Genomic DNA, 12,745 nt, shown 5'->3' with positions numbered 1-12,745 from the left:
GGCCATTGCCCGGTCGACCATGCCGACGTAGTTCTTCTTCATCGGCGTCCCTTCCGTCGCAGTGACCGCTTGACGACGCGTGCGGCCTTCCTCGGGTCGTAGGCAGCGCGTTCGCCCGCGAGACGCACGGTCTGGTCCAGTAGGGCCAGGAGGGCGAGAGGGAGCGCCTGGGCGAAGATCACGGCCTGTTCGGGGTGTTTCTCGAAGGCGAGGAGTTCGGCGCCGATCCGCATCTGTCGTTCGGTCTGGGTGGGGATCTGCGCGAGTTCCTGTGCGACGACTACGGCACGGACGGTCGGATTGATAAGCGGGTTGGGCATGGTCAGTCTCCTGTGAGGGCTGTGAGGTCGTCGCGGGTGAATTTCGGGTAGGTGCCGCATGTGTCTTCGTGAAGCACTTGTCGGACGTGGATTCCGGTCGCTGGGTTTCGCCACATCCGTGCCCAGGGCTGGCAGGTGATGCATTCGGCGGCGACAATGACTCGGCTCATCTGTGCATCCACTCCTCTTGTGTGGGCACCTTCTTCTGCGTGCAGAAGTTGCAGGTTCCATCCGCGAGCCACTTGTGACGGCCGGAGGCGCAGAGCGATTCGGGCGAGTTGAAGATCTTCTTCGGCGTGGAGGCTGCGGCTGCGGCTTTACGCGCTTCCATGCAGCCGAAGCACGGAGCGTCGGAGTTCCCGTCTGGGTGTTTGGTGCATCTCGTCTGGCTTCCGTTACCGGTCACGTAGGCAGAGGCCCCTTTAGAAGAATCATTAAAAGAAGGGCCTTGGCCTACGTGTTCGGCAACGTGACCGGTAACGTCACCACTCTCCAAACGCGATTTAAGACGTTCCCGATACTCCGCTTGGTTCTGGCGCTTGCGGTCGCGGTAAGCCTTCACAGTGGCCGCCTCAGACTGTCCCAGCCCATGCCTGTCAGCCCAGCCTCGGAGCTGGATACCGTCTGCCGTTCGATCCGCTAGTTCGGCCGCAACGAGTGCGTCGATGTCGGCGTCGGTGATCTCTTCGGCATAGAGGAACCTGAAGTGACGGTTTTGGATCGCGCCGTCCGTGCCTTGCTCGGCAGACCACATCAGCGAGTTGGTGAAGATTCTCCACAGGCGATCGCTCATGTCCATGAAGCGGACCTCGGTCAGCCAATGACCGGGAAGTCGTGCATCAGTCATGGTCGTCACCGCCTGTAAAGCGCAGATCAGCGGTGTATACTGAAAGGGAACCCGCCGCCACAGCAGAGTTCTCGAGCCCCCGCACTGCGGGGGTTTCGCCTTTCACGCGGCCTCGCTGGTGAGGAGGGCAGTGAGACGAGACCTCTGGTCGGGCGTCAGCGGGGGAGCGGTAGACACGACGCGCTCGATGTAGGCGGCGATCTTCTCGGCCGCGAGGGTGCGGCTCGCATCAACGAGTGCTGCTTCGTCTCCGCGGCGCGCGGCGACACCCTTCAATGATCGGGCTCGGAGTACGGCGTTCGACATGCAAAAGCTCCCAGAGGGAAGGCAACCGAAGTTGCTGCTTCACCTGGGAGCTGTAACGCTGTTCCGCTCGGGATTGAGTGGCCCATGAATTGCGGTGCATAGGGATTCCGCTACCCGTACCTACAGTCTAGGTCATGCTCCCGACATTCACGCGAAAACGTCGCCGCGGCGTGTCAACCAATGATTGGACCGCGCGCTCAAGCACCCGGCTTAGGCCGACGTCCGGAAGGTCAATGTCACACCCCTCGCAGTGCATCCAAAGGCTTCCGCCTTCACCGTGACCGAAGACCTTGATGCGAGGTTGAGCGACTCCGTCAAGTACGCGGTATGCAATGCTGACGCGATCGTTGTCGACAGACAGCGCTACGGCGTACCCGGTGAAGTGACCGTCGTGGAGAAACTTGACGTCGGGCGTCTGCCGCCGCCCGGGGCGAATGGCGCTCCGGACAACCGCGAGGACTTCAGGCATCGTCGCGTAAGCATCAAACTCGCGGGCGCGTTGACGGTTCACCGGGAAAATTCTGCGCATCTCGTTCATGTAAGGACCTCTCTGCGCGAGGGTGCCGAGCCGGAACCCGGCACCCAAGCCCGTGATTACCGAAGACCCACGATCTCGCCAGAGTGCGGGCGGATGGCGACTGAGCCTCGCACTCGCGACAACAACGTAATGAGGTCGTCGACCTGTGTAACCGGCACACTGAAATGCTCCCGCGTGCTCCCGACCCCCAGTTTGACTTCAATCTGGGGGGTGCTCACGCTCAGGCTGTCGCCCATGATCTGCGCAGTCATGCCGACCTCCTCGAACAGGGGGCCGTAGTAGATGAAGACATCGTCTTCGGTCTCTTCTGTATCTACTGCCCACGTTGGGCGCTCAGTAGAGTTATTGATGGACATCGTTGATCATCCCTTCGATGTTCAGCCCTCGTCGTGTTCCCGCACGGCGGGGGCATTTTTCATGTCGACGATTGCCGACAAGTCTCTATCCGTCCTCCGACAACCACTCAATGCGAATGGACTCCGGCGCGAACGGCCGCCCCGGGCCGGTAGGCAGGATCGTGACGCGCAGCAGCGTCTCAACCGCCTCGCGTTTCGCGCCGAGAGGCAGCGCGTACCACCGCGCTGCGGCGTCGGGTCCTGCGACGTCTGCCAGGATGCTCCGCGGCTTGGCCGCATCCAACCGCTTCACGGCGCTGTCGCGGCGGTCCCGCAGCCCCGCAGAGATCCGCCTCAACTGGACAGCGTTGATCTCGTCAGCGGCGAACTGGTCCGCAGCCGTCTCGAGCTTCGCGTCAATCGCGGCAATCTCGCGCCGGCATTCGTCAACCACGCTCGAGTCGCCCGATGCGAACAGTTCGCTGGCATCGGGCCGGGACAGTCGCGCGACGATCACACCTTCAACGACGGCGTCGACGAGATCCTGGCGCCGGCGAACCCGGAAGCACTCAGAGCACTGATATGCCGGCGGCTGACGCTTCCCCTTCTCCACGCGGCCGATCGTTCGCCGCATACGGCCACTGCAACGCCCGCACAGTGCGATCCCCGCCAGCAAGTACTTCGGGGTGGGGCCAGCGTGGTTGTCTCGTCTCGTGGGGTCCGTCAGCAACGCAACAAGCTGCGCATGCGTGTCTTGGTCAATGATCGGGAGCGTGGTGGCTGGGCCTACTACAACCCCGCGGTGGGTTCGAAGCCCCGCATTCGACGGTCGCAACAGAATTTGTCGGAGGATCGTCGTGTTCCATCGCTCCGACTTTGGAGCCGGGACGCTGCGGCCGTTGAGGTCGGCACAGACCGAGCGCAGGGACTCACGAGCGAGAATGCGGCGTGCACACTCTCTGACGATCACCGCTTCATCCTCGTGGGGGACGTCGCGGCCATCGACGCGACGATAGCCGTAGGGCGAGTAACCGTGCGGCTCGCCCTTCTCGGCCTTCTCCTGAAACTTGCGCCGGAGACGCTTGGCCTGATTCTCGACCTCGAGTCTCGCGAAAGTGCCCATCTGTCGAGCCATGGCGCGACCCTCCGGCGTCCCGAGATCGATCGTCCCTCCAACGTTCGCGAACATGAGGCCGCGCTTGTCGGCGAGGTCGATGATGTCCTCGAGCTCGCGTGGCGTGCGAGTGAGGCGATCAACCGCCCACACTACGACGGCCTGCACGTGGCCGGATTCGATGTCGCGGAGCATGCGCTGATACTCGGGGCGCACCTTCGATCGGGTCGCTGAGACGTCGTTATCGGTGTAGACCTGGACCACGTTCCACCCGCGGCGGTCAGCTTCACGCCGACAGTCCAACTCCTGGCGCTGCACGCCGAGTTCGGTTCCCTCGGTGTCCTTCGAGATTCGGGTGTAGATAGCGGCTCGCACAGTAAGAGGTTATAACTAGCCTCCGACACCGCTGGTGTTCCTGATCCTGCCGCTGAGCGTGCTGTTCGCGGTGTTCCCGGGGATCTTCATGCTTCGACTCGGACTCGGCTGAAAGCCGGAAGGAGAAATGATGAGAGCGACGATGCGGCAGCTGTCCGCCCGCCTGCGCGCCGAAATCCACGACCTCGCCGACGAGGATCGCGGCGATGTGCCCGGCTGGGTTCTGATCACGCTCATGACGGCGGGACTCGTGGTGGTGATCTGGGCGCTGGCCGGGCCCGCGCTCGCGGAGCTGTTCGAGCAGGCGATCCAGCGCGTCTCCGGGCTCTGAGGCCGTGCACCCGGCGGCGCTGCGCGCGATGGCGAGGCTGCGCGCCCGCGTCCTCGCGGTACTGAGCGACGACCGCGGCGCCAGCCCGGTGGAGTTCGTGCTCGTCGGGACGCTCCTCACGGTGCTCACGCTCGGCGTGCTTCAGTTCGGCCTGGCGGTGTACGTGCGCAACGTGGTGCATGACGCCGCCGTCGAGGGCGCGTACCACGCCGCCCTCGCCGACACGACCCTGGAAGACGGCGCGCGGCGCACCCGCGACATCGTCACCCGCACGATCGGCGCGGAGTTCGCGACCGAGATCACCGTCCGCGAGACATCCGCGCTCGGTCACGACGCTGTGGAGGTACGGGTCGCCGCCACGCTTCCGCTGGTCGGGCTGCTCGGCGCCCCGCGCTCGTTGGAGGTGACGGCGCATGCACCCGCGGAGTCCTTCGAGTGAGCCGCCGGCGACCGGCGACGATCCAGAGCGCGGCGCGGCGGTGCTGGAGTTCATCCTCGTGGGCCTGCTCCTCCTCGTGCCGCTGGTCTACCTCGTGGTGACGCTGGGGCTGATCCAAGGGCAGAGCCTGGGCGGCGAGGCTGCGGCGCGTCATGTCGCGCGAGCAGTGTCGACGGCGGCCGATGCCGACGAGGCACGCGGTCGCGCGGATGCGGTCCTCGCCGCCGTCGCCGACGAGTACGGACTGTCGGACATCGATCTGTCGCTCGTGTGCACGCCGGCGGGGGCCCGCTGTCCGCGCGCCGGGGCGACGCTCCACGTGACGGTTCGCACGGCGGTGGCTCTGCCCTTGGTCCCGCCGGTCCTCGGCCTCGACCGCATCGCATCCATACCCGTGGAGGCAAAGGCGGCGCACAAAGTCTCGCGGTTCTGGAGCGAGCAGTGATCACGCGCGGCACCCGGGGGGCGTGGGGCGACCGCCGGCGTCGAGCGGCCCTGCGCCGACCTCTGGCAGCCGGGCACTCCCCTCGAGGAGCGGAGCCCACGGCCGATGACGAGGGCAGCGTCATGATCCTGACGCTCGGCTACGCCGTCCTCGCCTTGGCGGTGATTCTCGTCTGCACCGCAGCGACGAGCCTCTACCTCGCGCAGAAGCAACTGGATGCCGTCGCGGATGCCGCAGCCCTCGCCGCGGCCGACGGCTTCGAGCTCTCCGTCGTCGAGGGAGACCCGATCGCGACGCTGTCCGACGCAGGGGTGCGGCGCGAAGCCGAGGCGATGATGGCCGAGATCGGCGGCGATGCCCGCCTCGTCGCCGCGACCACGCCGGATGGCGTCTCGGCACGCGTGACGGTGGCCGGCACCTGGCATCCGCCGATCGTCACGGTCTTCGTTCCCGCGGGCGTGACCTTGGAAGCGACGGCGACCACCCGCACAGCCCTGCGCTGACCGCGGACGACGCACCGGTCCAGGGGGCTCGTGCTCTCGGGTGTTCGGGTGTCACGACACGCCGTATCGCGCGGGCGCAAACGGCGTGTTGTGACACCTGGAGCGGAGGGGCCTGGGTTGGCGCCCGCGCCTGCCAGGTGTTCGGGTGTCACGACACGCGGTATCGCGCGGGCGCAAACGGCGTGTTGTGACACCTGGAGCGGAGGGGCCTGTGTTGGGGTCGCGCTCCGGGGTGTTCGGGTGTCACGACACGCGGTATCGCGCGGGCGCAAACGGCGTGTTGTGACACCTGGAGCGGAGGGGCCTGTGTTGGGGTCGCCCTGCCGGGCGTTCGGGTGTCACGACACGCGGTAACGCGCGGGCGCAAACGGCGTGTCGCGACACCTGAAGCGGCGCGCCGTGCTGCCGCGAACCAGTGGCCCCGACGCCGGCGCTGCGCGCCGTGCCGCCGCGAACCAGTGGCCCCGACGCTCACGCGCCGGGGCCACTGGTTCGGGATCCGTGTCAGCGAGCGCCCTTGGCGGGCGTCGCCCGGAAGGCGCGGTCGATCTCCTGCGAGAACGTGTTGCCCGCGGCATCCTTCGCTGTCACCCTCAGGTCGACCCATCCGCCCTTGTCCGACACCGGGATCTCGGCGGAGTACCCGCTCACCCAGGCGCGGCTCTTGACGAAGATGTCGCCGTCGCCCTCCACCGCGCCGGTGGGGGCATCCGTCTTCGCAGGCCGAAGGGCGACCGGCTTCCACTGACCGTTCTCGGCTCGCGCCTCCAGAGTGGCCGCCGTGATGGCACCGGAGGGTGCTGTGCCGGCCACGTGACCGAGTTCCAGACCGAGGTGGATGCCGGTGCCCTTGCGGCGACCTTCGCCCACGAGGTTGTCGACGTTGACGTCGACGTCGTAGTAGGCCTGGATCATCGGCAGCAGGCGGTTGTTCCAGTCGCCGAGCTTGCCCTCCGAGCGGAAGGTCCAATCGCTGACCGTGCGGGTCGAGCCCGCCAGGTGAGCACCGTCGTGGGTCGCGGTGCTGACGACGCGCCAGTCCTGCTCGCCGTCCGGCAGCTCGAACACGTTCGCACCCTGACGCTCTGCCTGCTTGATCAGCTGACCGTCGAGGTAGATGTCGGTCGTCTGCGTGACCGTCGACGGGTCGAGCCACGTGTCGAACGTGCCGGTGTGCTGCGGGTCGCCGCCGTCGGCCCAGCTCGGCACGTTGATCTGCGCGTAGTCCGACACGCGATACGGCACCCAGAATCCGGTGGCGACGTACGGGCGGACGATACCGCCGAAGTACTCCGCCGCGGTGCGCTCGCCGCGATCGTAAGTGCGCTGGATGTCTCGCATCTCCCACATCACCGACATGACCGCGACCCACTGATTCCAACGCAGGTGGTCGGTGTTGACCCATTCCGTCCGGTCCATCCCGCGCTGAGCGCGGAACGGGAACCCGCTGCCGTACTGCGCACCCGGCACGAAGTCGTACCGGAATTCGCCGAGCTGCTCCTGCTGCCCGTGGAAGCGCGTGTCGATGCGGGCGAGATCCTTCGCGGAGTGCTTGTAGTCGAGCTTCGCGGGAATCTCGCCGTCGCCCCACTCGGCGATGTCGTACACGACGTCGGTGGCGGGCACACCGACGGCCGACAGCGTCACCTTCTTCTTCCCGCTCAGCTGCGCGATCAGATCGCGTCCCTCCGACCCGCTGATGAGCGCGACCGGGATGGCGACATCCGTGAAGTCCGTCTCGGAGCCGACCCATTCGTTGAATTCCGCGTCGTCGTCGTTCACAAGGATCAGCAGCCTGGCTCCTGCCGCTGCGGCGGCGGCTGCCTGCCGGGATGCCGACACGTCGGCGGTGCGGGTGACCACGGCGATATTCCCGCCGACGCCGGCGGCGGTGAGCTCCTCGGAGCTGCCGTGACCGGCGTCGACCGCCCGAGCCTTGAACGCGCCGTCGAGCAGAGTGGAACCGCCGGGAACGATCAGGTCGAGCGCCTTCTTGCCGGCGCTGACCGTGAGGAGCGGCGTCTGCAGGCGCCAGCGCGTCGTGAAGTCGAAGTCGGCGTCGTCGACCTTCATCGGCTGCGCCCACATCTCATCCGTGAGGATCGGCATCATCGCGCTGGCGAGGAAGTCGTCGACCTTCATGTCCATGCGCCGGAACACCGACTCCAGGCCGTGCTGCCCGACGTCGACCGTGACCTTCTTCGCCGTGCGCGCATCGAGGGCGACCGTCTTGTCTCCGTCGAGCTCGAGGGTGGGCTCGCCGACGAGCACGCTGGCCAGGACGTCGGGCCTCCGCTGCAGCTCCAAGAACGAGACCACCGAGTAGTCGCCCTTCATGAGCCGCAGCGTCGTCTCACCGCTGACCGGGATCGGCTCCGCGAACTGCGTCGCGGGGTTCCACAGGTACGCGTACGTGTCGGCCGGGTTGCCCTCGAAGTCGGTCGCCCTGATCGTGAGGTCGTACCGCTCCGCCTCGGCGATGGTTCCCAGCGCGGTGCGCGTGACCGGCTTCCCCTCGACGGACCCCACGAGCGCTCCCGACAGCTGCGTGCCGGCAGGAACCTTGGCCGGATCGACGGTCATCGTCACCGTGCGGGCCTCGCCGGCCGGAATGGTGAGCGAGTCGGCGTCGATCGTGAGCGCGTCGAACGCGATGCCCTCCGACAGCGGGCCGGGCTCGCCGCCACCGTCGCGCGGAGTGGTGTCGCTCAGCGTCGCGTCGAGCGTGACGGTCAACTCGGCGTCGGTGCGGTTGGTGTACTCGACCGTGCGGGTCACCGGTGCCGGCTGCTCGCCCCACGCCAGCATGCCGAAATCGCCGGAACCCGAGGCGACGACAGGCGCATCCAGCGCCGCGGCGACGTTGATGACGCCGGTGCCGCCCTGGTAGGGGGTGTAGCCGAGGTCGACAGCGGTACTGGACAGTGCCGCCTTGAGCTGGTCGGCCGTGTACTCCGGGTGCGCGCCGAGCAGGATGGCGGCGGCGCCGGCGACGTGCGGCGTCGCCATCGAGGTGCCGCTCATCGCCACGTACGCACCCTCGCCCGCGCTGTCGGCCGAGCGTGCGGCCGTGACGTCGTTGCCCGGACCCGTGACGTCCGGCTTCATGGCCCCCGAACGGGCGAGCGGACCCTGGCTGGTGAAGTACGACAGGTCCCCCGAGGGATCGTCGACCGATCCCACCGTGAGTGCCTCGGCGGCGGAGCCGGGCGCGCCGATGGTCTCAGGGGCTCCGGCGTTGCCGGCGGCGACGACGAAGAGCGCGCCGGTCTCCTCGGAGATGCGGTTGAGAGACTCCGCCATCAGATCCTTGCCGTCGGAGGCTTCCGTCGAGCCGAGGCTCATCGACACGATGGGAGCGTGCTGACCGGCCCACTCCATGGCCTCGATGATCCACGAGTCCTGTCCGTAGCCGTCGGCGCCGAGCACCTTTCCGACCAGGAGCTGCGCGCCGTCGGCAACGCCACGGTGCGTACCGCCACTGGCAGCGCCGGTGCCGGCGATGGTGGACGCGACGTGTGTGCCGTGGCCGTTCGGGTCGGCGTCGACGGCCTCGCCGGGCACGAAGCTCTGGGAGTCGCCGAGCACACGGCCCTGCAGGTCGGGATGCGTGTCGTCGTAACCCGTGTCGAGCACGGCGACCGTCACGCCCTTGCCGGTGTAGCCCTGCGCCCAGGCCTCCGGTGCGTCGATGTACGGCACGCTCGAGTCGAGCGTCGCCCGGACCTTGCCGTCGAGATGGATGGCCGCGATCCCGCCTGCCAGCGCGGGCGTGGACGAGAAGCTGCGCGCCGACGCAGCGGTGAGCGCCTGCCATGCTGCGGCCGCGTCATCGTGGCGGAGCGTCGCGGCGGCGCCACCGATGCTGTCCAGCGATGCCTGCACCTCGAGGCCCGGCAGGGGAGCGGCGAAGGCGCGCGCTGCCGCGTCATCCTGCTCGACGATGACCGGGGTGGCATCGACGGACGCGTCGTCGTAGCCGAACTCGAGGAGGAGGGAGACGTTGAACAGATCGCCGTCCAACGCTCCGGTCGCGAGGTAGGGCATCGCGCTCGCAGGGACGACATGCAGCTCGCCCCCGGCCTCGTACGTCTGCACGCCTGCACCGTCGACGGCGGTGTCGACGGAGACGGTGTGGGTGCCGTCGGAGAGATCGGTGACGGTGATGCGGTCGCCGGTGATGAGGGTGACGGTGCGCGAGCTGCCGGCGGTCGCGCCCGATGCGGGGGGAACGTCGGGGACGGCGGCCGCCGGCAGGGCAGAGAGGCCGATGCCTGCGATGCCGATCGCCAGACCGCTCGTGGCGGCGACGATCGGGCGCAGGCGACGGCCGAAGGGCTGGGGTCGTGACATGCGCGAGCCTCTCGGGGTCAGGGGATCCGTACCCCCAACCTTCGCGGCCCGGCCACCTAAAGTGGGTGGCGGAGAAACGCCATGGCCACCATCCGCCACCGCGAGCGGTCGTGACGTGGAGGAGAAGACGTGCTCGACGCCCTCGGCCTCGACGAGGCCCACACCGCGGTGTACCGGTGCGTGTTGCAGCAGCCCTCGGCCTCGATGCGCGAGATCGCGTCGGCGCTGAGCATGTCGCTGCCACGCGTACGGCCCATGGTCGCCGAGCTCGAGCGGCTCGGGCTGCTCGCCCGCCAGGCCTCCCGGAGCGACCGGTTCGTGGCATCCCCGCCGTCCATCTCGCTGCGCCCCCTGCTTCTGGAGCGGGAGCGCGAACTGACCCGCGCGCACGGAGCGCTCGCGGAACTGAGCGATCTGTATCGGCGTTCTGCCGAGCAGCGGAGCGTCGCCGACGTGGTGGACGTGGTGATCGGCGATGACGCGGTGCGCCAGCGCATCGCCCAGCTGCAGGCGGCATCGACCGAGCAGGTTCGCGTGCTCGTGCTGCACGAGATCGCGCTGCTCAGCGGCGAGGACAACATCGAGGAGGACCGCGCTCTCGCTCGCGGCGTGCGGTATCGCGTGATCGTCGAGAGTGCGGTGCTGGAGCGTCCGGGATTCCTCGCGGCGGCGCGCGAGATGGCGCAACTCGGCGAGGAGGTGCGTGTGCTTCCCACCCTGCCCACCCGCATGTTCGTCGCCGACGACCAGATGGCGCTCGTTCCCATGCATGCACAGGGGGCGGACCAGGGCTTCGGTGCGCTGCTGATCCACCCGAGCGGGCTGCTGGACCTCGTGATCTCGATCTTCGAGCAGTACTGGACGGCTGCTACCGAGTTCCTGCCCATCGCGGCGACTCCCACCGCCGAAGAAGTCGACCGCGACCTGCTGCGGCTGCTGCTGCTGGGAGTGACGGATGCCGCGGCCGCCGCGCAGCTGGGAATCTCACTGCGGACGGTGCAGCGCCGTGTGGCCGACCTCATGGAGACCGCCGGCGTCACGACGCGCATGCAGCTGGGCGCCGAAGCCGTCCGCCGCTCCTGGGTATGACCACCCCGCGGCGCTGATCTCCCCGGTGTCGCGGACGAGGTGAGCCCTTCACCAGCCGTAGGTGTTGAACCACTCCTGACGGTGGACCGCCTCGCTCTCGGTCTCGTCCGGGTCCGCTGTCTCGTGCTCGGTCAGGGTCGAATCCTCATCGAGCTTCACGAACCGCAGGCAGACCCCGCACAGTGCGCGCCCCTCGGGGTACCCGTCGGCAAGCGGGCGCGCCGGTTCGCCGGGCGAGCCGGACCCGGCGCACCGCGCGGGGTCGGCTCCGGCATCCGTCCACATGATGGAGCGGTGCCGGTGCAAGCCCGCGTGCCCGAGCGGGCGGGTACACCGTCGGCCCCCGTTGCGGCTGCGGCAGAACTGAACGACCTCGCTCACCGCGGCCCCCGGGGAACGTATCGCGGCACCCACCGCACGAATCCCAGCGCGCCGATGAGCCCGACGGCACCCATCACGGCCGTCGCGGCCGCCAGAGAGACCGCTGCCGCGATCCCCGAGACGACCAGCGGCGCCACCGCCCCGCCCGCATCGGTGAGGGTGCGCCATGACCCGAGGAACGGCGCAGGATCCGTCTTCGGGGCGACGTCGGCGCCGAGGGTGAGCAGGATGCCGCTGGAAAGGCCGTTGCCGACGCCGAGCACGGCGGCGAACATCGCGTACCACATGGCAGCCTGCGTCAGGTCGTGGGTGAACGCCAGGGCGACGAATCCGGCACCCATCAGGAGCATGGCCGGGAGCGCTGCCCACAGGCGCCCGAACCGGTCCATCACCTGGCCGCTCGCATAGAACAGCGCGAAGTCGATCGCGCCTGAGATACCGACGACCAGCGCGATGGTCTGTGCGTCGAGTCCGATCGAGACGCCCCAGAGCGGAAGCACGACCTGCCGTGCCGAGCGGACCGCCGAAAGGGATGCCGCAGCCAGCCCCAGCGTCGACAGCACGCGCCGGTGCCGCCACATCGTGCGCAGGACGCCGGTTCCCGGCCCGGTGCCGGCACCGGTGCGCGCATCGCCGCCGGTGCGTCCTCCCGTCCGCTGAGCAGGTCGGAGGGGGATCGACCCGGTGACCGGCTCTCCGGTGTCCTCCGTCTCCACCGCATCCAGCCGCGGCGTCGCGGGCGTGGGCGCAGTGAACTGCGACTCGGGGTCCGGGCCGAGCAGCACGAGAAGAACGGTGGCGACCAGGCATCCGCCGAAGAACCAGATGGTGGCGTGCTCGTCGCCGAAGACGGCGAGCAGGCCGGCAGCGATGAAGGGACCCACGAACATGCCGAGGCGGAACGTGCCGCCCAGCAGCGACAGCGCACGCGCCCGGAACGACAGCGGCACGCGCGTGGTCATGAACGAGTGCCGTGCCAGGCCGAAGGAGGCGGCGCAGAAGCCGATCAGGAAGACCGCGATGGCGAAGATGCCCAGCGACGGCGCGAGCGCCATGCCCAGGATTCCGGCAAGGGACACCAGGCCCGCGATCGCCATGGTGAGGCGCTCGCCGATGCGGGCGACGGCCCATCCGGCGGGGATGTTGCCGCAGAGCTGACCGACGACGAGCGCCGAGGCGACGAGCGCCGCGGTGGCGACATCCGCTCCCAGCTGCGCCGCGATGACCGGCACCAGCGGGATGACGGCTCCCTCACCGAGCGCGAACAGCACCGTCGGGCCGTAGACCATCGGACCGAAGCGCCACAGCACGTCCCGAGCGGTGGGGGAGTCGGCATGATCGGTCATCGCTTCCACGTTAGTCTGGAGTG

General features: G+C 68.4%; 14 protein-coding genes. 5 read left to right on the top strand and 9 right to left on the bottom strand.

The window, feature by feature from the left end; genetic code table 11:
* Positions 1–38: 38 nt before the first annotated feature.
* The 6 genes from C9992_RS04040 to C9992_RS04030 all read right to left on the bottom strand — a co-directional run bounded on the left by C9992_RS04040 (position 39) and on the right by C9992_RS04030 (position 3,835).
* Entirely contained in the window at positions 39–320 is a 282-nt protein-coding gene (locus C9992_RS04040) for a hypothetical protein (RefSeq protein WP_106814261.1), read from the bottom strand.
* A 166-nt stretch (positions 321–486) separates the two neighbouring features.
* Positions 487–1,167, bottom strand: coding sequence for a hypothetical protein (locus C9992_RS17920; protein WP_146145293.1), 681 nt, complete (start codon positions 1,165–1,167; stop codon positions 487–489).
* A gap of 102 nt (positions 1,168–1,269) precedes the next feature.
* Entirely contained in the window at positions 1,270–1,473 is a 204-nt protein-coding gene (locus C9992_RS17915; RefSeq protein ID WP_146145292.1) for a hypothetical protein, read from the bottom strand.
* 127 nt (positions 1,474–1,600) lie between these two features.
* Positions 1,601–2,011, bottom strand: coding sequence for a hypothetical protein (locus tag C9992_RS17910; RefSeq protein WP_146145291.1), 411 nt, complete (start codon positions 2,009–2,011; stop codon positions 1,601–1,603).
* Between the two features lie 56 nt (positions 2,012–2,067).
* The gene (locus tag C9992_RS04035; RefSeq protein WP_106814260.1) at positions 2,068–2,367 is read right to left on the bottom strand and encodes a hypothetical protein; all 300 of its coding nucleotides are present in this window, start codon (positions 2,365–2,367) and stop codon (positions 2,068–2,070) included.
* Positions 2,368–2,452: 85 nt separating this feature from the next.
* Positions 2,453–3,835, bottom strand: a complete 1,383-nt coding sequence (locus tag C9992_RS04030; RefSeq protein ID WP_106814259.1) for a recombinase family protein — start codon at positions 3,833–3,835, stop codon at positions 2,453–2,455.
* 142 nt (positions 3,836–3,977) lie between these two features.
* On the opposite strand from C9992_RS04030, the gene C9992_RS04025 reads away from it, so the two are divergent.
* The 4 genes from C9992_RS04025 (at position 3,978) to C9992_RS04010 (ending at position 5,553) form a co-directional block, all read left to right on the top strand.
* Complete coding sequence (locus C9992_RS04025; RefSeq protein ID WP_200826236.1) at positions 3,978–4,166, top strand: hypothetical protein; 189 nt, start codon at positions 3,978–3,980, stop codon at positions 4,164–4,166.
* A 28-nt stretch (positions 4,167–4,194) separates the two neighbouring features.
* Positions 4,195–4,605 carry a TadE/TadG family type IV pilus assembly protein gene (locus C9992_RS04020; RefSeq protein ID WP_106814626.1) on the top strand — a complete coding sequence of 137 codons (411 nt, stop codon included), beginning with the start codon at positions 4,195–4,197 and terminating at the stop codon, positions 4,603–4,605.
* A complete protein-coding gene (locus C9992_RS04015; RefSeq protein ID WP_106814257.1) occupies positions 4,580–5,050 on the top strand; it encodes a TadE family protein in 471 nt (156 codons plus the stop codon). The genes C9992_RS04020 and C9992_RS04015 overlap by 26 nt, the downstream gene beginning before the upstream one ends.
* A 122-nt stretch (positions 5,051–5,172) precedes the next feature.
* The gene (locus tag C9992_RS04010) at positions 5,173–5,553 is read left to right on the top strand and encodes a pilus assembly protein TadG-related protein (protein WP_106814256.1); all 381 of its coding nucleotides are present in this window, start codon (positions 5,173–5,175) and stop codon (positions 5,551–5,553) included.
* Positions 5,554–6,057: 504 nt separating this feature from the next.
* Here C9992_RS04010 and C9992_RS04005 read toward each other — a convergent pair.
* Entirely contained in the window at positions 6,058–9,906 is a 3,849-nt protein-coding gene (locus C9992_RS04005; protein ID WP_106814255.1) for a S8 family serine peptidase, read from the bottom strand.
* Positions 9,907–10,035: 129 nt separating this feature from the next.
* Between C9992_RS04005 and C9992_RS04000 the strand changes: the two genes are divergently transcribed.
* Positions 10,036–10,995: a helix-turn-helix domain-containing protein gene (locus C9992_RS04000; RefSeq protein ID WP_106814254.1), complete on the top strand. Its 960-nt coding sequence runs from the start codon at positions 10,036–10,038 to the stop codon at positions 10,993–10,995.
* Positions 10,996–11,043: 48 nt separating this feature from the next.
* Here C9992_RS04000 and C9992_RS03995 read toward each other — a convergent pair whose 3' ends face one another.
* Entirely contained in the window at positions 11,044–11,376 is a 333-nt protein-coding gene (locus C9992_RS03995; RefSeq protein ID WP_106814625.1) for a hypothetical protein, read from the bottom strand.
* Positions 11,373–12,722, bottom strand: coding sequence for an MFS transporter (locus tag C9992_RS03990; protein WP_106814253.1), 1,350 nt, complete (start codon positions 12,720–12,722; stop codon positions 11,373–11,375). The genes C9992_RS03995 and C9992_RS03990 overlap by 4 nt, the downstream gene beginning before the upstream one ends.
* Between the last annotated feature and the right edge of the window lie 23 nt (positions 12,723–12,745).

Origin of the sequence: Microbacterium timonense (assembly GCF_900292075.1) — a bacterium.
Classification (GTDB): domain Bacteria; phylum Actinomycetota; class Actinomycetes; order Actinomycetales; family Microbacteriaceae; genus Microbacterium; species Microbacterium timonense.
This window is presented reverse-complemented; position numbering and strand designations above follow the sequence as displayed.